Genomic DNA, 17,796 nt, shown 5'->3' on the forward strand with positions numbered 1-17,796 from the left:
TCAGCGGCCCGCCGGCGCGGGCGGCGGGGTCGCGCGGTCGTGGCACCCGGCGACCGACGCAGCCGGGATGCGCGCGACGTCGCACTGCTCGTTGCGGATCCCGACCGCCGCGATAACACCCGCCGTCGCGAACAGCGCGGCCGTCACCAGCGCGCCGGACCGGAAGCCGTCGAAATCGACTGCGCCACCGACGATCACGCCGGTGAACGCCACCGCGATCAGCCCGGCGATCCGCGAGATCGCGTTGTTGACCGCCGATCCGATACCGCTCTGCGACGGCTCGACCGCGGCCAGCACCGCCGCGGTCAGCGGCGAGACCGTGATGGTCAGGCCCAGACCGAACACCACCAGGCCGGGCAGCACTTCGGTCCACACGTCGACCGGCGCCCGCACACCGGCCATCAGCACGAAACCGGCGGCCGCCACCACCGGGCCGACGGCCATGAACAGCCGCGGGCCGTGCCTGCCCGCCAGCGTCCCGAACCGGCGGGCCAGCAGAAACGACAGCACCGGGATCGGCAGCATCACCAGACCCGCCTCGGTGGCGCCCAGGCCCGCGGTCTGCTGCAGGAACAGCGCCACGATCAGCATGCCGAGCGACACCGCCGCGTAGAGGAACACCGTGGTCAGGTTGCCGACCAGGAAGTTGCGCGCGGCGAAGATCTGCAGCGGCATCATCGGGTGCGCGACGCGCCGCTCCCACAGCGGGAAGGCCACCAGGCACGCGCCGCCGAGCACCAGCGCGGCGACGACGCCCGGGTGGTCGAAGCCGAACCGCTGCCCCTCGATCAGCGCGTAGACGACCGCGGTGAGGCCGGCGGCGTTGAGCGTCGCGCCCACCCAGTCGACCCGGCCGGCCCGGCGCCCGGAGACGTCGTCGGCCGGCAGCCGGGTGGTCAGCGCCAACGTCACCGCGAGCGGGAGCAGATTCACCCCGAAGATCCAGCGCCAGTCGAGCGCGTCGACCAGGACCCCGCCCAGAAGCGGGCCGATCACGAACGCCGTTCCGGTCCAAGCGGTCCACGTGCCGATCGCGCGGGCCTGCGCATCGCCGGTGAAACGGGCGTTGATCATCGCGAGCGAACTGGGCACCAGGAACGCGGCCCCGACGCCCTGCAGCACCCGCGCGGCCACCAATATCTCCCCGCTGGGCGCGAGCGCGCACAGCACCGAGGCGAGCGCGAACACCACCAGGCCGGCGCGCAGCACCGCGAGCCGGCCGAACTGGTCAGAGACCGCGCCGGCCACCAGGATCAGCGCGCCCAGCGCGAGCAGATACCCGTCGAGCACCCACTGCTGCAGCGCGAGACCGGACGCGCCGGCGACGGCGAAGTCGCGGCTGATCGCCGGCAACGCCAGGTTGACCACCGAGCCGTCGAGGAACGCCACGAACGACGCGAGGACCGCGACCGCGATCAGCGGCCGGTCGGAGTCCTCAGCGGGCATCCGATTGCGTCACGTCACCCTGCTCGGCGTCATCGGTTTCAGCAGGCTCCTCTGCCGGCGGGAGCGCGCGCTGCGCGGCGCGGATCGCGAAGTAGGTGACCAGCGCGGCGACCGCCGTCAGCGGCCAGCCCATCGCGATGCGCGCGACACCGAGCCAGCCGGTCTGATCGGCGTCGTAGAGGTGGTTCTGCACGACGAAGCGGGAGCCGAACACGACCACCCACACCATGGTGGCGATGTCGAACGCGGTGACCGCCTTGCGGACCCGCCGCCAGTCGCGGCCGTGGCCGTTGATCCAGCTCCAGATGTAGCCGACGACCGGGCGGCGCAGCAGCACCGAGAGCCCGAACACCGTCGCCCAGAACAGCGAGGTCCAGATGCCGAGCAGGAAGTAGCCCTTCGACTCGCCCATCAGGTAGGCGATCAACGCGCAGATCCCGACCCCGAAGAAGCCCGAGATGGCCGGTTGGGCGGATTCGCGGCGGACCAGCCGCAGCACCAGGATCAGCGCCGCAGCGCCGAGCGCGGCCACGATGGCCGGGACGAGGCCGACGAGTTGGGAGACGGGGACGAACACCAGGACCGGCAGCGAAGAGTAGATCAGCCCGCTGACGCCACCCATCTGCGCCAGCACGGCGTTGGCCCGGTAGCCGGGGCTGCGGTCGGGGGCCGGCGACCCGGTGTCTTGGCTGTGCGAGGTGCCCGGCGCGGATCCGGGTTCGCTCACTTCTGAATCTCGTAGTGGGGGTTGTAGATCGCCTTGACGCCGCTGTCGAGCTTGCCGACCCGGCCGTGCACCTTGAGCGTGCGGCCCGACTCGATGCCCGGGATACGGCGCTGCCCGAGCCACACCAGCATCACCGTGTCGGTGCCGTCGAACAGTTCGGCCTTCACACCGCCCGCGCAGCCCTTGCCGTTGCACTCGACGCTGCGCAGGGTGCCGATCATCGTCACTTCCTGGCCGCGCTCACAGTCGATGGCCTTCTGGGCGCCGGTCATGGCGGCTTCGTCGCTGAGCTCTTCGACGTCGAGTTGCTCCGGGTCTTCCGTCAACCGCCGAGTCAGCCGGCGCAGATACCCTTCGGCCGTAGCCATGGCCTCTCCTGACTATCGCAGATCCACCGTGGATCTACCCCAATCAACGCCACGGTAGACCTGTTGGTTCCAAGATGCCACGTGGGGTCACCTCGCCACGCCGGGGCGGTTTCGGGCAGGGCACGATCAAGGCATGACGGTCACTCTTGGCGGTGTCACCACGGTCCTGCTGCCGGGCACCGGATCCGACGACGACTTCGTCTACCGGGCGTTTTCGGCGGCCCTGCACGCCGAAGGCGCCACGGTGGTGACCCCGGCGCCGCAACCGCACCGGCTCGTCGCCGGGTACCGCGAGGTGCTCGACGAGGCGGCCCGCTCCGGGCCGGTCGCGGTCGGCGGGGTGTCGATCGGCGCGGCCGTCGCCACGGCGTGGGCACTGGCGCATCCGGGTCGCGCGGTCGGGGTGCTCGCGGCGCTGCCGGCCTGGACGGGATCCCCGCTGACTGCGCCCGCCGCGGCCGCGGCCCGTCACTCGGCGACGTTGCTGCGCCGCGACGGCATCGCGGCGGCGACCGCGACGATGCGGGCCGGCAGCCCGCCGTGGTTGGCCGACGAGTTGAGCCGTTCGTGGCTCGGCCAGTGGCCGGCGCTACCGGATGCGATGGAGGAGGCCGCGGGCTACGTCGCGCCCACGATCGCCGAACTGGGGCGCCTGACGGTGCCGATGGGTATCGCCGCGGCGGTCGACGATCCGGTCCACCCGATCGAAGTCGCCGCCGAATGGGCCGCCGCGGTGCCGCGCGCGGCGCTGCGCACGCTCACACTCGACGAACTGGGCGCCGACCCGGCAAGGCTGGGCGCCGCGTGCGTGGCGGCCCTGCTGGAGGCGTGAGGTTCAGCCGCCGGTGATCGTGCGCAGCTGCTGCATGGCCGAACCCTGCGCGCTGCGACGCGCGGCCGGCTCGGGCGGCGGCGGCTGCTGCAGACCGGCCTGCTGGGCGGCGGCCTGTTCGGCGGCGGCGCGCAGCTGGTTGGCCATCGGCTCGGGCAGCTCCACAGGCAGCGGGGTGCGCACCGGCAGCGGCGTGTCGCCGCGACGAACCACGGTGTCGGCCAGCGCTTCTCGAGCCTCGGCAGCCAGTGCCTCGATCTGGTCCTGCGGTCCGTTGACCACGCAGCGGATCATCCACCGGTAGCCGTCGACGCCGATGAAACGCACCACGCCGGGCTGACCCTGCGCGGCCTGTCCCCCGGGCGCCTGCGCCAGCCCGACCACCTCGCGGCCCCACCGACCGTCCTGGATCGACACCTGCGCGCCGTCCTTGCGCAGCGAGTCGGCCAGTTCGCCGGCGATCTCCCGCCACAGCCCGGCGGTCTTGGGGGCGGCGTAGGCCGCGATGGTGAACCGCCCGTTGGGCGTGACCACCCAGATCGCGCTGGGCACCCCCTGCTGGCTCAGCTCGACCTGGACCTGACCGGCCGCGGGCAGCGGGATCAGAACCGACCCCAGGTCCAGCCGACCGGTGCCTGCCGTGGCCGCGTCGTCGAAGTCCTCGATGTCGAACGGGCCGTCGAGCTCGTCAGCGCCGTCGGGCTCGGCCGTGTCTTCGTGCCGACCTGCGCCGGTCTGGTCTGCCGCCTGCTCGTCGTCGCGGCCGTCGCCGCCTTTTCGTCTTCCGAATGCCATCTCACAAACTCGCATGTCCGCCGGAGGAACCGTGGCCGCCATCGCCACGGGTGGTCTCACCCAATCCTGCCTCGTCGAAGGACGTGACCTCGACAAGCTCGGGTAACTCGACCCGCTGAACCAGCAATTGCGCGATGCGGTCGCCGCGCCGCACGAAGATCGGTTCCGCGGGGTCGAGGTTGATCAGTGCCACCTTGATTTCGCCGCGATACCCGGCGTCGATGGTCCCGGGGCTGTTCACGATCGAAAGCCCAACGCGCGCAGCCAAACCCGACCGCGGGTGAACGAGCCCGACCATTCCGTGCGGAATGGCCACCGCAATACCGGTCGGCACCAGCGCCCGGTGACCGGGCGCCAACTCGACGTCGAGCGCGCTGTAGAGATCGACACCGGCGTCGCCGTCGTGGGCACGGCTCGGCATCGGCAGATCCGGGTCCAGGCGCACGACCGCCAGAGAGGTGGGCACGACGTCAGAGATTACTCTTGGCTCCGTGACCGACACGCGCGCCACGTCGCAATCCGTGCGCTACCGCGAGCGGCTCTGGGTGCCGTGGTGGTGGTGGCTGCCCGGGATGGGCGTCGCGGCGCTGATCGCGTTCGAATTCACCCTGGGCGTGCCGTCGCTGCCCGAATGGCTGCCGTACGCGGTGCTGCTGCCGGTCGCGGCCGTCGCGCTGCTGTGGCTGGGGCGCACCGAACTGCGGGTGGTCGGCGGCGGCGAGGACACCGAGCTGTGGGTCGGGCCCGCCCATCTGCCTGCCGGGGTGGTGTCGCGGTCGGCGGAGGTGCCGCGCAGCGCCAAGTCGGCGGCGCTGGGCCGACAACTCGACCCGGCCGCGTACGTCGTGCACCGCGCGTGGGTGGGCCCCATGGTTCTTCTGGTTCTCGACGATCCCGAGGATCCGACGCCGTACTGGTTGGTCAGTTCGCGGCACCCGGACCGGGTGTTGGCGGCGCTGCGCAGTTGAGCGCGCTCAGGCGGCGCAGTCCGAGCAGATCATCATGCCGTTCTTCTCGCTGGCCAGACGGCTGCGGTGGTGCACCAGGAAGCAGCTCGAGCAGGTGAATTCGTCGGCCTGTTTGGGGATCACCCGCACCGACAGTTCCTCGCCCGACAGGTCGGCACCGGGCAACTCGAAGTTCTCGGCGGACTCTGACTCGTCGACGTCGACGACCGCCGACTGGGCCTCGTTACGCCGCGCCTTGAGCTCTTCGAGCGAATCTTCTGAGACGTCGTCGGTCTCGGTGCGCCGTGGGGCGTCGTAATCGGTAGCCATCGTCGTCCCCTCCGAACAACCCTTTTCTAAACCTTGTGCGACAGAGCTTTGTACCAGCGTCGAACGCATCCACCAAATGATTCGTGCCCGTATTGGTACCCGTTCCACTGTGATTTATGTCACACGGGGCATCGTGCCACTCGAAGGGCCCAGCAACAGGGGCTTTAGAGTGCATGCGTGGTCGCGCAAATCACTGACGGAACGGCGTTCGACAAGCACGGGCGCCCGTTCCGCCGGCGAAACTACCTGCCGGGAATTTTGCTGTTCGCCGCGCTGTCGGTGGTGACGCTGATGGTGTGGGTGATCGCCCTCAACCAGCCTGCCGACATTCCCGAGGCGGTCGCGTGCAACCCGCCGCCCGCGCCCGCCGAGGGCGCGCCGCCGCCGCCACCGCTGGGCACGCAGGTCTCGCGCGCCGACATGGTGGAGGTCACCCCCGCCCGCCTCGCCGACACCCGGATCCAGGTGCTCAACGCCAGCGGCCAGGGTGGTCAGGCCGCCGAGGTGGCTTCGGCGTTGAAGGACCTCGGTTTCGCGGAACCGATCGCGGCCAACGACCCGATCTACACCACCGCCCGGCTTCAGTGCCAGGGACAGATCCGGTTCGGGGAGGCGGGCCGGGCGGCCGCGGCCGCGGTGTGGCTGGTCGCCCCGTGTGCCGAACTGTTCCAGGACGAACGCCCCGACGACACCGTCGACCTCGCGTTGGGCACCGAGTTCACCGAGCTCAGCAGCAGCGACGACATCGAAGCGGTGCTCGCCAGCCTGCGCCCGGACGCCACCCAGGCCGCCGACTCGGCGCTGCTGACCAAGATCCACTCGGCGGCCTGCTGACCGCGAGCTGTCACTGCGCGCCGGACCCCGTCGCCTGCCCGAGCAGATCCCGCAGGGCCGCCGCGACGCCCGGCGCCGCGGCGGCGATGAAGCCGGGCGCGCCGGTGACACCCGGACCCGTCGGCAGTGCCACGGCGGCGCCGGCCTCGGCCGCGATCAGGGCGCCCGCGGCCCAGTCCCACACCCGCACACCGTCTTCGTAGTAGGCGTCGAGCTGGCCCGCCGCGACCATGCACAGGTCCAGCGCGCACGACCCGATCCGGCGCACGTCGCGCACCTCCGGCAGCACCCGGGTCAGGACGTCGGCCTGGCGGGCCCGCTGCGCGCGGTCGTAGGAGAACCCGGTGCCCAGCAGCGACTGCGACAGTTCGGCGGCGCTGCTGGCGCGCAGCGGGACCACGCCGCCGGCGGTGCGCAGGTGGGCGCCGTCGCCGACCGCGGCCGAATAGACCGTGTCCGCCGGCACGTCGGCGACCGCGCCGGCCACCGAGACACCGTCGCGCTGTACCGCCACCGACACCGCGTACGCGGGCAGTCCGTAGACGAAGTTCACCGTGCCGTCGATCGGATCGAGCACCCAGGTCAGCTCGCCGCCGCGGATACCCTCGCCGCCGCCCTCCTCCTCGCCGAGCACGTGCTCGCCAGGGCGCAGCACCGCGAGCCGGTCGCGCAGCAACCGCTCGGTCTCGGTGTCGACGACCGTGACGGGGTCGGTGGGTGAACTCTTGGTCTGCACGTCGGGTCGGTCGGCCTGCGCCGCCCCGAAGACCTCGGCGCGGCGCCGGCGGACGAAGGCCGCGGCCTCGGCGGCCAGTTGCTCGGCGATCGAGCGCAGCAGGACGGGATCGTCGGTTTCTGACACCCACCCATCGCAGCACGTTTGGCCGGCGTTGTCGCGAACCGGTGGTGTCGCAACAGGGTGGGCAACACCTTGGGCGACAGCGCCGCATTGTTTTTCCCGAGCCACTAAGGTGTGGCGCATGACCCGGCCGGGGTCCGTCTGGCGAAGTTGAGGAGCGCACATGACCGCGACCGATTCATCCGCCGTCGCGCCAAGTGCCGGTAGCGGTCAGCGCCGTGGATTCGGCATCGACGTCGGCGGCAGCGGAGTCAAGGGCGGCATCGTCGACCTGGACACCGGACAGCTGATCGGCGACCGGTTCAAGCTGCCCACCCCGCAACCGGCCACCCCCGACGCCGTCGCCAAGACCGTCGCCGCGGTGACCCGCGAGTTCGGCTGGACCGAGAAGCTGGGCGTCACCTACCCCGGCGTGGTGACCAACGGAATCGTGCGCACCGCGGCCAACGTCGACAAGGCGTGGATCGGCGTCAACGCCCGGGACGCGATCTCGGCCGAACTCGACGGCCAGCAGATCACCGTGCTCAACGACGCCGACGCCGCCGGCCTGGCCGAGGAGAAGTTCGGCGCGGGCCGCGACAACACCGGCGTGATCGTGCTGCTGACGTTCGGCACGGGTATCGGGTCGGCGGTCATCCACAACGGGGTGCTGCTGCCCAACACCGAGTTCGGCCATCTCGAGGTCGGCGGCAAAGAAGCCGAGCACCGCGCGGCGTCTTCGGTCAAGGAGCGCAAGGACTGGAGCTACGAACGCTGGACCGTCGAGGTGACCAGCGTGCTGGTGGCCATCGAGAACGCGATCTGGCCCGACCTGTTCATCGCCGGCGGCGGCATCAGCCGCAAGGCCCACAAGTGGATCCCGCTGCTGAAGAACCGTGTTCCGGTGGTCGCCGCGGCGCTGCAGAACACCGCGGGCATCGTCGGCGCTGCGATGGCCGCGGACGTCGACGTCACTGCTACCGCCAAGTAGCCACGCCGGGGACCAGCAATTTGCCGCTCGGGGCGGCGCTGCCCCACACTGTCGTTACAATGGTCGACGGCGGCCGCAGCCCGGATAAGCGGCGATCTCAACCGCCAATATTCGACAGCCGACGCTTTTCGATGAGGCACATCCCTGCCCGCCGAGGAGTAGCACAACGAAAGGGTGTTCGTGGCAGCGACAAAAGCAAGCCCGGCAACCGATGAGCCGGTGAAGCGCACCGCCACCAAGGCCCCCGCCAAGAAGGCGACCGCGGCGAAGGCCGCCAACGGGACAGCGCCGGCCAAGAAGGCCGCCAAGACCGCGGCTCCGGCCAAGAAGGCCGCCAAGGCCCCGGCGAAGCGCGCGGCCAAGGCGAAGGGGCCCGCGACCCGCGCGAAGAAGGCCACCTCCGCCGATCCGGACGCCACCAAGGGTGAGGTCGAGACCGACGAACTCGACAACGACGACCTCGAAGCCGAACCCGGCGAGGAACTCGAGGTCGAGGACACCGACATCGACCTGGAGGATCTCGAGGTCGAGTCCGGCGACGACGCCGAGGAGACCGCCGAGGGCGACACTCCGGCCGCCGCGACCACTGACGCCGCCGCCGAGGACGACGAGATCGCCGAACCGTCCGAGAAGGACAAGGCCTCCGGCGACTTCGTCTGGGACGAGGAGGAGTCCGAGGCGCTGCGGCAGGCCCGCAAGGATGCCGAACTCACCGCCTCGGCCGACTCGGTGCGCGCCTATCTCAAGCAGATCGGCAAGGTGGCGCTGCTCAACGCCGAAGAAGAGGTCGAGCTGGCCAAGCGCATCGAAGCCGGCCTGTACGCCACCCAGCTGATGGCGGAGAAGGCGGCCAAGGGCGAGAAGTTCACGCCGACCGAACGCCGCGACATGACGTGGATCTGCCGCGACGGCGACCGCGCGAAAAACCACCTGCTGGAGGCGAACCTGCGCCTGGTGGTGTCGCTGGCCAAGCGCTACACCGGCCGCGGCATGGCGTTCCTGGACCTCATCCAGGAGGGCAACCTGGGCCTGATCCGCGCCGTGGAGAAGTTCGACTACACCAAGGGCTACAAGTTCTCGACCTACGCGACGTGGTGGATCCGCCAGGCGATCACCCGCGCGATGGCCGACCAGGCCCGCACCATCCGCATCCCGGTGCACATGGTCGAGGTCATCAACAAGCTCGGCCGCATCCAGCGTGAGCTGCTTCAGGACCTGGGCCGCGAACCCACGCCCGAAGAGCTGGCCAAGGAAATGGACATCACGCCCGAGAAGGTGCTGGAGATCCAGCAGTACGCGCGTGAGCCGATCTCGCTGGACCAGACCATCGGCGACGAGGGCGACTCGCAGCTCGGCGACTTCATCGAGGACTCCGAGGCCGTGGTCGCCGTCGACGCGGTGAGCTTCACGCTGCTGCAGGATCAGCTGCAGTCGGTGCTCGAGACGCTCTCGGAGCGCGAGGCCGGCGTGGTGCGGCTGCGGTTCGGCCTCACCGACGGCCAGCCGCGCACCCTCGACGAGATCGGCCAGGTCTACGGCGTCACCCGCGAGCGGATCCGCCAGATCGAGTCGAAGACGATGTCGAAGTTGCGGCACCCGAGCCGCTCTCAGGTGCTGCGCGACTACCTCGACTAGGCTCCTCCCGCCGAGCAGACGCAAAATGCCCCTTCCGCGCGCCGCGGAGGGGCATTTCGCGTCTGCTCGCGCACATATTGCGGAGTCTGTACTCTTCCAGCCCGTGGCTGAAAAACACGCCAAACCCGCAAAGGTTCCGCCGATGCCGGTTGTCCGCGCCGTCAACCGTATCCGCGCGGGACTGCAACGCCTCCATCGCTCCACGGTGCCCGGCAGCGTCGCCATCCTCGAGATGGTCACCGGCGGCTGGACGACCCAGACGATGTATGTGGCCGTGAAACTCGGCCTCCCCGACCAGTTGGCGGCCGGGCCCACCCGCGCGGATGTGCTCGCCGAACGGGTGGGCGCCGACCCCGACGCGCTGTACCGCCTGATGCGGGCGTTGGCGTCGAAAGGGCTGCTCTCGCACCGCCGCGATGACACGTTCGCCCTGACCAAGGTCGGACGGTCGCTGCGCTCAGACGTGCCCGAATCGATGCGCGACATGGTGCTGTTCATCGGACACCAGGCGCGCTGGGAGGACTGGGGCAACCTGTTGCATTCGGTGCAGACGGGTGAGCCGACGGTGCAGAAGCTACGCGGCATGTCGTATTGGGACTACCTGGAAAAGGACCGCGACCTGGCCCAGGTGTTCAACAACGCGATGACCGCGACGAGCGGAATCACCAACGAAATCGCTTTGAGCCAATACGATTTCACGACCTTCAAGCTGATCGTCGACGTCGGCGGCGGTCACGGTCTGCTGCTGTCGACGATCCTGCGTCGCGCACCGTCGGCCCGCGGCGTGGTCTACGACCTGGCGTCGGTGGTCAGCGGCGCCGACGCCACATTCCGATCCGCCGGGCTGACCGAGCGCTGCTCGGCGGAGGCCGGATCGTTCTTCGACCGGGTCCCCGAAGGCGGTGACGCCTACGTGATGAAGAACATCATCCACGACTGGAACGACGCGGACTCGGTGACAATCCTGCGCAACGTCCGCACCGCGATCGCGCCCGGTGGCAAGCTGCTGCTCTTCGAGATGGTGCTGCCCGACCGCGCCGACGATTTCATCGGCTTCCAATTGGACCTCGAGATGCTGGTCACCGTCGGCGGACGGGAACGCACCCGCGACGACTTCTCAAAGCTGTTGCAGCAGGCCGGGTTCCGGCTCGACCGCGTCGTTGACACAGTCGCGCCGATCTCGATCATCGAGGCGTCACCGGCCTGACCGTCGAAGACACCGGTCACGCAATTCGACTCGTTCGCCGGTGATCTTGTTTCCGCGTCGCTAGCCTACGGTCCGTGAGCCTCGTCACCACTGCGCGTGCCCGTCATCGCGTCAACCGGGAACTCGACAGCGGTGAGCCCGAACTGAAATTGCTGCCGCTGCTGGCCGATCCGGACCGCGACTTCCTCGATGTCGGCGCGAACAGCGGCGTCTACTCGTTCTTCGCGCTCGGCCGGTTCCGTCGGGTGATCGCCGTCGAGGCGCACCCCGACCTGATCGGCGGACTGCGCCGCATCATCACGGGCGAGAACCAGGTGCTGCCGGTCGCGCTGTCCGACGACGTGGGCAGCACCACCTTGCACGTGCCGGTGCGACGGGGCCGTGCCGTCACCACCCGGTGCTCACTTCAGCCCGACGCCAATCCCGGTTTCGCGCTGCGGACTATGACGGTGCCGACCACTACTGTCGACCATCTCGGGCTGGACCGGCTCGCGTTGATCAAGATCGACGTGGAGGGACACGAACTGCGTGTCCTGCACGGCGCCGCGCAGACTCTGGCAACAACCAAACCGGTCTGCATCGTCGAATGCGAAGAGCGGCACAACCCGGGCGGTGTCGAGCAGTCGTTCGCGTTCTTCGAGCGGATCGGCTACCGCGGCTACTACCTTCACCGCGGCGTCCTGCACCAGGGCGCCGACTTCGACGCCGCCACCCTCCAGCGACCGGAGAACGCGAAGTCCGTCGGCGGCGGCCGCAGCGCGGACTACGTCAACAACTTCGTCTTCGTGCACCCCGACAACGCCGAGGGCCTGAGGCGGGTCCGGCAGAGCCTGGCCGCCTGAGCACTACCGCCGCTTGTCGCGCACCTTGTACGTCGACGGCCACGACTCGCGGGTCTCATCGCCGGTGAGCGGAATTCCCTTGCTGCCGATCTTGATGTCGTAGGCCTCCTTGCCCGGCCCGACCTCACGGTTGGCGTGCTCGGTCGCCAGATATATCAGCTGGTCGATCTCGGCCTCGGCGAACGCGACGAACGACGTCTTGCGGACGATGTCGTCGGCGCCGGCGGCGATGCGGTCCGGGAGCACCCGGGTGGCGAACGCCGCGCCGGCCAACAGCGCGAACGGGATGACCCAGTAAAACAGGAACGACAGCGGAGTCTCGGTGTCGAGGATCGTGGCGTCGCCGTACACGATCGGAGGGATCGCCGACGAGAGCGTCATCCCGCCGAACGCGGCCACCCAGATCCACGTCAACAGCGAGGTGATCCTCGCGAACAACTCGCTCTTGACGACGTGCGCCGGTTGCCCCACCTCCGCGAACTCCCGGACGAACGGCTTGCCGATCAGCACACCGGTGAGCGCGACTAAAAAGATGCCGGCGTTGCTCAGCGGCTGCATCCATCGCTCCATGACCGCCTGATCGAGCGTGAACGTCAGCACGGTCAACACCAAAAATGTTGCCAGAGCACCGATTTCGAGGACCCGACCCGGACCGCCGCGAACCTGCCCGAGAACGAACGATGCGATGGCCACCGCGAGTGCGATCAGCACGGCCACGGAGAACGGGACGTTCCCGACGAGCACCCAGTAGACGATCCACGGCGCAAGACCTAACAAAATGCCCACGATTTGTAATTGTACGGAGGCGGGTCCGCGGCCCGCGGGAGATCCGGCTGCAAGCGATGTCCGCGCCGGAACGCGGATCGTCAGGCCGAGAGTTCGGGGAACCGGCCGTCGTCGCCGGGCAGATAGGAAGTGACGCTTATCACAGCCGTGACCGGCAACGGCCCGTACAGATGTGGGAACACCATCCCCACGGGATCGGTGGCTACACCAGGCTCCCAGCGAACCGGAGAGGACACTCGTGCGGAGTCGATGCGCAGCAGCACCAGGTCGGAGCGACCGGCGTAGAGCCGGTTGGCCGGCAGGTGAACTTGCTCGGGCAGCGACAGATGCACGAACCCGTTCGCGGACAGCGATTCGGGGCGGTGCTCGCCGCACTGCCGCGCCGACTGCCATTCGTCTTTGCTGCACAAGTGGACCAGCACCGGCGGTAACGAAGTCATACCGCCAGCCTGCCGTGCCGGCAACTCAGCGTAACGGTGAGACACGACACACCGGTGAACCCTTTGGGAACAACGCCAGAAGCCAAAACGTCTGAGACAGTGGATGCACGCGAACAGTACGGAGGTCGCCATGACAAACGCAACGCTCACCAGTCCCCCCCTGACCCGGGCTGACCGCTGCGACCGTTGCGGCGCCGCGGCCCGTGTCCGCGCGAAGCTGCCCTCGGGTGCCGAGTTGCTGTTCTGCCAACACCACGCCAACGAACACGAGGCCAAGCTGATCGAGCTGGCCGCCGTGCTCGAAGTCAGCCCGGTGGAGGCATAGCGACCCGACACGATCAGCTGCCCGGCTGGGCGCGGGGCATTCCGTCAGGAATGCTGGACTGGTCATGACCGACCAGTCCCAACCGCTCCCGACACGGCCGTCGCGGCACCACCTTCGGCACATCGCCAAACGGACGCTGTCCAAGAGCTGGGACGACTCGATCTTCTCGGAGTCGGCGCAGGCCGCCTTCTGGTCGGCGCTGTCGTTGCCGCCGCTGCTGCTCGGGATGCTCGGCAGCCTGGCGTACATCGCGCCGCTGTTCGGCCCGGACACGCTGCCGACGATCCAGGAGCAGATCATCGACACCGCGGCGAGGTTCTTCTCGTCGAACGTCGTCAACGAGATCATCGAACCGACGATCCGCGACATCGTGATGGGTGCCCGCGGTGAGGTCGTCTCGGTCGGTTTCGTGATCTCGCTGTGGGCGGGCTCGTCGGCGATCTCGGCGTTCGTCGACTCGATCACCGAGGCGCACGATCAGACACCGCTGCGCCACCCGGTCCGGCAGCGCTTCTACGCGCTCGGGCTGTACGTGGTGATGCTGGTCGGCGTGATCGTCAGCGCGCCGTTCATCGCGCTCGGGCCGCGCAAAATCGCGCAGTTCCTACCCGACAGCTGGGACCGGGTGCTGCAGTTCGGCTACTACCCGGTGCTGATCGTCGTGCTGATCGTGACGGTCAACGTGCTCTACCGGGTGTCGCTGCCGAAACCTCTGCCCTCGCACCGGCTGCTGTTCGGCTCGGTGTTGGCGACGGTGGTGTTCTTGCTGGCGACGTTCGGGCTGCGGTTCTATCTGACGTGGATCACCGCGACCGGCTACACCTACGGTGCGCTGGCGACGCCGATCGCCTTCCTGCTGTTCGCGTTCTTTCTCGGGTTCGCGATCATGATCGGCGCCGAACTCAACGCCGCCATCCAGGAGGAATGGCCGGCAGCGGCCACCCACGCCAACCGGGTCCGGTACTGGATCAAGGAAAAGGCCGAGACGCGTAACGGCGTCTCGGCCCACGGGACGGAAGCGGTGACGGCCGGCCCGGCGGCGGAGTCGGGCGCGACCCCCACCGCCGACGGCGCTACTTCTTGAGCTGCTCGTAGATCCTCTTGCAGTCCGGGCAGACCGGCGAGCCCGGCTTGGCCGACTTGGTCACCGGGAACACCTCACCGCACAGCGCGACGACGTGCGTGCCCATCACCGCGCTCTCGGCGATCTTGTCCTTCTTGACATAGTGGAAGTACTTGGGGGTATCGCTGTCGGTCCCGTCGTCGACCCGTTCGTCGGTGTCGGTGCGCTCGATCGTCTGGGTTTGCATGCAGACCATTTTGCCCGTAATAAATCCGACCCGTACAGCGGAGCGACAATGTGGAACAGTGAAGGTATGAAACAAAGCCGCGAGCTGAGTTTCGACGACGACGGCCGGCCGGTCCTGATCACACGCGCCGCTCCCGCCTACGAAGAACAGCACCGCCAGCGGGTTCGCAAGTACTTGACGCTCATGTCGTTCCGGATCCCGGCGCTCATTCTTGCCGCGGCCGCCTACGGCATCTGGCACAACGGCCTGATCTCGCTGGCCATCATCGTGGTGTCGCTGCCCCTGCCGTGGATGGCCGTGCTGATCGCCAACGACCGGCCGCCGCGACGCCGCGACGAACCGCGCCGCTACGCCGCCGCGAACCTCACCCAGTTGCCCCTGACCGCCGAGCCAGCCGCGTTGCAGCCGAGGGTCGAGGAGCCGCCGCAACCGGAGGATCGCGGCCGCGCCGACGATGTTCCCAGCTGAGCGCTTTTCTAAGGACATTCTCAGGTCGACGGCGAAAAACCGCTGATCAGAACGTGTGAACCGGCCAACTGCTGGGAACTCTTTGGACCTCGTGGGCGTTGTAGCTCATGACAGTTCGACTTGACCAGGAGGCCGTCATGGCAAATGCCACCACCATCCGCGTCGACCAGGACCTGGACGCTCAGAGTCCGGCCGCTGACCTCGTGCGCGTGTACCTCAACGGCATCGGCAAAACGGCCTTGCTCAACGCGGCGGATGAGGTGGAACTCGCAAAGCGCATCGAGGCTGGGCTTTATGCCAAGCATCTGCTTGAAACGCGGAAGCGCTTGGGCGAGAACCGCAAACGTGATCTTGCTGCAGTCGTTCGCGACGGCGAGGCCGCGCGGCGACACCTACTGGAGGCCAACCTGCGCCTCGTGGTGTCGCTGGCGAAGCGCTACACCGGGCGGGGAATGCCGCTGCTCGACCTGATCCAGGAGGGCAACCTCGGCCTGATCCGCGCCATGGAAAAATTCGACTACGCCAAGGGTTTCAAGTTCTCGACCTACGCCACCTGGTGGATCCGGCAGGCGATCACCCGCGGCATGGCCGACCAGAGCCGCACGATCCGGCTCCCGGTCCACCTCGTCGAGCAGGTCAACAAGCTGGCCCGGATCAAGCGCGAGATGCACCAGAACCTCGGCCGCGAGGCCACCGACGAGGAACTGGCCGAGGAGTCGGGCATCCCGGTGGAGAAGATCACCGATCTGCTCGAGCACAGCCGCGACCCGGTGAGCCTGGACATGCCGGTCGGCAGCGACGAAGAGGCCCCGCTGGGTGACTTCATCGAGGACGCCGAGGCGATGTCGGCGGAGAACGCGGTGATCTCCGAACTGCTGCACACCGACATCCGGCACGTGCTGGCCACCCTCGACGAGCGCGAGCAGCAAGTGATCCGGCTGCGTTTCGGCCTCGACGACGGCCAGCCGCGCACCCTGGACCAGATCGGCAAACTGTTCGGCCTGTCCCGCGAGCGCGTCCGCCAGATCGAGCGCGAGGTGATGGCCAAGCTCCGCAACGGTGAGCGCGCCGACCGGTTGCGCTCGTACGCCAGCTAGACCCGCCTGACGATCCCCGCCGGTACCCCCCGCCGGCGGGGATCGTGCTGTCTGCCCAAGCTGTGTCGCCGACGTAACAACGCAGTTCAGGCCCCCGGGCCGGTAGACTCGCCTCTGACGGAGGGTTAGCGAATGAATGATCTGGTCGACACCACTGAGATGTACCTGCGGACGATCTACGACCTCGAGGAAGAGGGCGTCGTGCCGCTACGCGCGCGGATCGCGGAGCGTCTGGACCAGAGCGGTCCCACTGTCAGCCAGACCGTCTCCCGGATGGAGCGCGACGGCCTGCTGCATGTCGCCGGTGACCGCCACCTCGAGCTCACCGACAAGGGCCGCGCGCTCGCGGTGGCCGTGATGCGCAAACACCGGCTCGCCGAGCGTCTGCTCGTCGACGTGATCGGGCTGCCGTGGGAGGAAGTCCACGCCGAGGCGTGCCGCTGGGAGCACGTGATGAGCGAGGACGTCGAGCGCCGGCTGGTGCAGGTGCTCAACAACCCGACCACCTCCCCGTTCGGCAACCCGATCCCCGGCCTTTCCGAACTGGGTCTGATCAGCACCACCTCCGGCGGAGACGCCGTGAACCTGGTGCGGCTGACCGAACTGCCCGCCGGGATGCCGGTCGCCGTGGTGGTCCGCCAGCTGACCGAACACGTCCAGGGCGACGTCGACCTCATCAGCAGACTCAAGGACGCCGGCGTGGTGCCGAATGCGCGCGTGACCGTGGAGAGCAACGACAACGGCGGGGTGATGATCGTGATCCCCGGCCACGAACAGGTCGAGCTGCCGCATCAGATGGCGCATGCCGTCAAGGTCGAGAAGGTCTAGAACGCCTAGAACACCTAGAACACTGCCGTCAACCGGCGCGGCGGCCGAACACCCGCCGCGGCGGTAGGCGCACACCCAGCTGATCGGCCAACCGGTATCCCGTGGTCGCGAGCTCGCGGATCTGCTCGGGACGCAGCCCGGCCTGCAGTGCCCGGTCGAGCATGCCGGCCATCCGGTGCGCCTCATCGCAGCGCAACGCCGCCTCGAGCGACACCCCGGCGAGCGGACCGTCCCCGCGGGTGTACGCGGAGAACGCCAGCAGGGTGAGCGCCTCGATCCGCCACGGCTCCGGCAGCCGACGCGACAACTCCGCCCACAGCGACTCGGCCTGGCCCGCGCTCTCCCCCACGGCCAGCGCGTAGAGCGTGTCGCGCACCTGCAGATCGGTCAGCGCGGTGCCCAGCCGGGCGACCACGTCGTCGGGCAGCCGATGGCCGTCGGCGAGGCTGCCGGCCGCCGCGATCGCGGCTTCGACGTCGGCGCGTGCGTCGGCGTCGGACCGGTCGGGTCCGTGGACACCGATCATGTCGGCGACCGCGGCCGCGCCGACCGGGTCGCAAACCGCGATGACCTGTTGCAAATCGGCGCGGCGGGCGTAGAGCCGCCGACCGTCGAGCACAGCGGCCATCGCCAGCGGCGAGGCCGACGGGTCGTCGATCACGCCGCCTTCGCCGCACCCGTCCGCGCAACGCCAGCGGCCGCCGGCGGCGACCCGGTCGACGACGTGGGCGGCCAGCAGCTCGACACCCC

23 protein-coding genes are annotated in these 17,796 nt (G+C 68.9%); 12 read left to right on the plus strand and 11 right to left on the minus strand.

Annotation, left to right across the window (positions count from 1 at the left end; genetic code table 11):
* From BHQ18_RS24470 to BHQ18_RS24480, 3 genes are read right to left on the minus strand one after another with little or no spacing between them, the layout of a single operon-like run.
* Positions 1 to 1,446, minus strand: coding sequence for an MFS transporter (locus BHQ18_RS24470; RefSeq protein WP_069416245.1), 1,446 nt, complete (start codon positions 1,444 to 1,446; stop codon positions 1 to 3).
* Positions 1,436 to 2,173 carry a DUF3159 domain-containing protein gene (locus tag BHQ18_RS24475; RefSeq protein WP_069416246.1) on the minus strand — a complete coding sequence of 246 codons (738 nt, stop codon included), beginning with the start codon at positions 2,171 to 2,173 and terminating at the stop codon, positions 1,436 to 1,438. Before BHQ18_RS24475 ends, BHQ18_RS24470 begins: the two co-directional genes overlap by 11 nt.
* The gene (locus BHQ18_RS24480) at positions 2,170 to 2,541 is read right to left on the minus strand and encodes an OB-fold nucleic acid binding domain-containing protein (protein WP_069416247.1); all 372 of its coding nucleotides are present in this window, start codon (positions 2,539 to 2,541) and stop codon (positions 2,170 to 2,172) included. Before BHQ18_RS24480 ends, BHQ18_RS24475 begins: the two co-directional genes overlap by 4 nt.
* Before the next feature lie 133 nt (positions 2,542 to 2,674).
* On the opposite strand from BHQ18_RS24480, the gene BHQ18_RS24485 reads away from it, so the two are divergent.
* Complete coding sequence (locus BHQ18_RS24485) at positions 2,675 to 3,373, plus strand: serine aminopeptidase domain-containing protein (protein ID WP_069416248.1); 699 nt, start codon at positions 2,675 to 2,677, stop codon at positions 3,371 to 3,373.
* Positions 3,374 to 3,376: 3 nt separating this feature from the next.
* On the opposite strand, the gene BHQ18_RS24490 is transcribed toward BHQ18_RS24485, so the two are convergent.
* Positions 3,377 to 4,168: a DUF3710 domain-containing protein gene (locus BHQ18_RS24490; protein ID WP_069416249.1), complete on the minus strand. Its 792-nt coding sequence runs from the start codon at positions 4,166 to 4,168 to the stop codon at positions 3,377 to 3,379.
* A 1-nt stretch (position 4,169) separates the two neighbouring features.
* Entirely contained in the window at positions 4,170 to 4,634 is a 465-nt protein-coding gene (dut, locus tag BHQ18_RS24495) for a dUTP diphosphatase (RefSeq protein ID WP_069416250.1), read from the minus strand.
* 25 nt (positions 4,635 to 4,659) lie between these two features.
* Between dut and BHQ18_RS24500 the strand changes: the two genes are divergently transcribed.
* Positions 4,660 to 5,136 carry a DUF3093 domain-containing protein gene (locus tag BHQ18_RS24500; protein WP_069416251.1) on the plus strand — a complete coding sequence of 159 codons (477 nt, stop codon included), beginning with the start codon at positions 4,660 to 4,662 and terminating at the stop codon, positions 5,134 to 5,136.
* A gap of 6 nt (positions 5,137 to 5,142) precedes the next feature.
* Here BHQ18_RS24500 and BHQ18_RS24505 read toward each other — a convergent pair whose 3' ends face one another.
* Positions 5,143 to 5,445, minus strand: coding sequence for a DUF4193 domain-containing protein (locus BHQ18_RS24505; RefSeq protein ID WP_069416252.1), 303 nt, complete (start codon positions 5,443 to 5,445; stop codon positions 5,143 to 5,145).
* A 177-nt stretch (positions 5,446 to 5,622) separates the two neighbouring features.
* Between BHQ18_RS24505 and cei the strand changes: the two genes are divergently transcribed.
* Positions 5,623 to 6,279, plus strand: coding sequence for an envelope integrity protein Cei (cei, locus tag BHQ18_RS24510; protein WP_069416253.1), 657 nt, complete (start codon positions 5,623 to 5,625; stop codon positions 6,277 to 6,279).
* Positions 6,280 to 6,289: 10 nt separating this feature from the next.
* On the opposite strand, the gene BHQ18_RS24515 is transcribed toward cei, so the two are convergent.
* A complete protein-coding gene (locus BHQ18_RS24515) occupies positions 6,290 to 7,141 on the minus strand; it encodes an inositol monophosphatase family protein (protein ID WP_069416254.1) in 852 nt (283 codons plus the stop codon).
* 160 nt (positions 7,142 to 7,301) lie between these two features.
* On the opposite strand from BHQ18_RS24515, the gene ppgK reads away from it, so the two are divergent.
* The 4 genes from ppgK (at position 7,302) to BHQ18_RS24535 (ending at position 11,792) form a co-directional block, all read left to right on the plus strand.
* The gene (ppgK, locus tag BHQ18_RS24520) at positions 7,302 to 8,108 is read left to right on the plus strand and encodes a polyphosphate--glucose phosphotransferase (protein ID WP_069416255.1); all 807 of its coding nucleotides are present in this window, start codon (positions 7,302 to 7,304) and stop codon (positions 8,106 to 8,108) included.
* A gap of 180 nt (positions 8,109 to 8,288) precedes the next feature.
* Positions 8,289 to 9,743: an RNA polymerase sigma factor gene (locus BHQ18_RS24525; protein ID WP_084294341.1), complete on the plus strand. Its 1,455-nt coding sequence runs from the start codon at positions 8,289 to 8,291 to the stop codon at positions 9,741 to 9,743.
* Between the two features lie 142 nt (positions 9,744 to 9,885).
* Positions 9,886 to 10,950 (plus strand): methyltransferase, encoded by a 1,065-nt coding sequence (locus BHQ18_RS24530; protein ID WP_234794303.1) that lies wholly within the window; start codon positions 9,886 to 9,888, stop codon positions 10,948 to 10,950.
* A gap of 74 nt (positions 10,951 to 11,024) precedes the next feature.
* Positions 11,025 to 11,792: an FkbM family methyltransferase gene (locus tag BHQ18_RS24535; RefSeq protein ID WP_069416258.1), complete on the plus strand. Its 768-nt coding sequence runs from the start codon at positions 11,025 to 11,027 to the stop codon at positions 11,790 to 11,792.
* A 3-nt stretch (positions 11,793 to 11,795) separates the two neighbouring features.
* On the opposite strand, the gene BHQ18_RS24540 is transcribed toward BHQ18_RS24535, so the two are convergent.
* Both BHQ18_RS24540 and BHQ18_RS24545 read right to left on the minus strand, forming a co-directional pair.
* Positions 11,796 to 12,578, minus strand: coding sequence for a hypothetical protein (locus BHQ18_RS24540; protein ID WP_069416259.1), 783 nt, complete (start codon positions 12,576 to 12,578; stop codon positions 11,796 to 11,798).
* An 80-nt stretch (positions 12,579 to 12,658) separates the two neighbouring features.
* Positions 12,659 to 13,018 (minus strand): DUF952 domain-containing protein, encoded by a 360-nt coding sequence (locus BHQ18_RS24545; RefSeq protein ID WP_069416260.1) that lies wholly within the window; start codon positions 13,016 to 13,018, stop codon positions 12,659 to 12,661.
* Between the two features lie 130 nt (positions 13,019 to 13,148).
* On the opposite strand from BHQ18_RS24545, the gene BHQ18_RS24550 reads away from it, so the two are divergent.
* Both BHQ18_RS24550 and BHQ18_RS24555 read left to right on the plus strand, forming a co-directional pair.
* Positions 13,149 to 13,343: a DUF7455 domain-containing protein gene (locus BHQ18_RS24550; RefSeq protein WP_064350917.1), complete on the plus strand. Its 195-nt coding sequence runs from the start codon at positions 13,149 to 13,151 to the stop codon at positions 13,341 to 13,343.
* 64 nt (positions 13,344 to 13,407) lie between these two features.
* The gene (locus BHQ18_RS24555; protein WP_069416261.1) at positions 13,408 to 14,427 is read left to right on the plus strand and encodes a YihY/virulence factor BrkB family protein; all 1,020 of its coding nucleotides are present in this window, start codon (positions 13,408 to 13,410) and stop codon (positions 14,425 to 14,427) included.
* Here BHQ18_RS24555 and BHQ18_RS24560 read toward each other — a convergent pair.
* A complete protein-coding gene (locus BHQ18_RS24560; RefSeq protein WP_069416272.1) occupies positions 14,417 to 14,653 on the minus strand; it encodes a DUF3039 domain-containing protein in 237 nt (78 codons plus the stop codon). The two genes, BHQ18_RS24555 and BHQ18_RS24560, sit on opposite strands and share 11 nt — an antisense overlap.
* Positions 14,654 to 14,719: 66 nt before the next feature.
* On the opposite strand from BHQ18_RS24560, the gene BHQ18_RS24565 reads away from it, so the two are divergent.
* From BHQ18_RS24565 to BHQ18_RS24575, 3 genes are all read left to right on the plus strand, one after another.
* Positions 14,720 to 15,121, plus strand: coding sequence for a DUF3099 domain-containing protein (locus BHQ18_RS24565; protein ID WP_069416262.1), 402 nt, complete (start codon positions 14,720 to 14,722; stop codon positions 15,119 to 15,121).
* 137 nt (positions 15,122 to 15,258) lie between these two features.
* Positions 15,259 to 16,218 carry a sigma-70 family RNA polymerase sigma factor SigB gene (sigB, locus tag BHQ18_RS24570; RefSeq protein WP_069416263.1) on the plus strand — a complete coding sequence of 320 codons (960 nt, stop codon included), beginning with the start codon at positions 15,259 to 15,261 and terminating at the stop codon, positions 16,216 to 16,218.
* A gap of 132 nt (positions 16,219 to 16,350) precedes the next feature.
* Complete coding sequence (locus tag BHQ18_RS24575; protein ID WP_069416264.1) at positions 16,351 to 17,046, plus strand: iron-dependent transcriptional repressor DtxR; 696 nt, start codon at positions 16,351 to 16,353, stop codon at positions 17,044 to 17,046.
* A 28-nt stretch (positions 17,047 to 17,074) separates the two neighbouring features.
* Here BHQ18_RS24575 and BHQ18_RS24580 read toward each other — a convergent pair.
* On the minus strand, positions 17,075 to 17,796 hold a 722-nt coding region (locus BHQ18_RS24580), incomplete at its 5' end, for a DUF4192 domain-containing protein (RefSeq protein ID WP_069416265.1).

It is taken from the genome of Mycolicibacterium flavescens (assembly GCF_001722335.1).
Lineage (GTDB): Bacteria > Actinomycetota > Actinomycetes > Mycobacteriales > Mycobacteriaceae > Mycobacterium > Mycobacterium flavescens.

What these genes read in the sequence shown, in the direction of transcription:
- BHQ18_RS24575 (WP_069416264.1), top strand. Translation starts at nt 16,351, where the DNA reads ATGAATGATCTGGTCGACACCACTGAGATGTACCTGCGGACGATCTAC.
- BHQ18_RS24490 (WP_069416249.1), bottom strand. Translation starts at nt 4,168, where the DNA reads ATGGCATTCGGAAGACGAAAAGGCGGCGACGGCCGCGACGACGAGCAG.
- BHQ18_RS24565 (WP_069416262.1), top strand. Translation starts at nt 14,720, where the DNA reads ATGAAACAAAGCCGCGAGCTGAGTTTCGACGACGACGGCCGGCCGGTC.
- BHQ18_RS24530 (WP_234794303.1), top strand. Translation starts at nt 9,886, where the DNA reads ATGCCGGTTGTCCGCGCCGTCAACCGTATCCGCGCGGGACTGCAACGC.
- BHQ18_RS24485 (WP_069416248.1), top strand. Translation starts at nt 2,675, where the DNA reads ATGACGGTCACTCTTGGCGGTGTCACCACGGTCCTGCTGCCGGGCACC.
- ppgK (WP_069416255.1), top strand. Translation starts at nt 7,302, where the DNA reads ATGACCGCGACCGATTCATCCGCCGTCGCGCCAAGTGCCGGTAGCGGT.
- BHQ18_RS24560 (WP_069416272.1), bottom strand. Translation starts at nt 14,653, where the DNA reads ATGCAAACCCAGACGATCGAGCGCACCGACACCGACGAACGGGTCGAC.
- BHQ18_RS24480 (WP_069416247.1), bottom strand. Translation starts at nt 2,541, where the DNA reads ATGGCTACGGCCGAAGGGTATCTGCGCCGGCTGACTCGGCGGTTGACG.
- BHQ18_RS24545 (WP_069416260.1), bottom strand. Translation starts at nt 13,018, where the DNA reads ATGACTTCGTTACCGCCGGTGCTGGTCCACTTGTGCAGCAAAGACGAA.
- BHQ18_RS24505 (WP_069416252.1), bottom strand. Translation starts at nt 5,445, where the DNA reads ATGGCTACCGATTACGACGCCCCACGGCGCACCGAGACCGACGACGTC.
- BHQ18_RS24550 (WP_064350917.1), top strand. Translation starts at nt 13,149, where the DNA reads ATGACAAACGCAACGCTCACCAGTCCCCCCCTGACCCGGGCTGACCGC.
- sigB (WP_069416263.1), top strand. Translation starts at nt 15,259, where the DNA reads ATGGCAAATGCCACCACCATCCGCGTCGACCAGGACCTGGACGCTCAG.
- BHQ18_RS24555 (WP_069416261.1), top strand. Translation starts at nt 13,408, where the DNA reads ATGACCGACCAGTCCCAACCGCTCCCGACACGGCCGTCGCGGCACCAC.
- BHQ18_RS24470 (WP_069416245.1), bottom strand. Translation starts at nt 1,446, where the DNA reads ATGCCCGCTGAGGACTCCGACCGGCCGCTGATCGCGGTCGCGGTCCTC.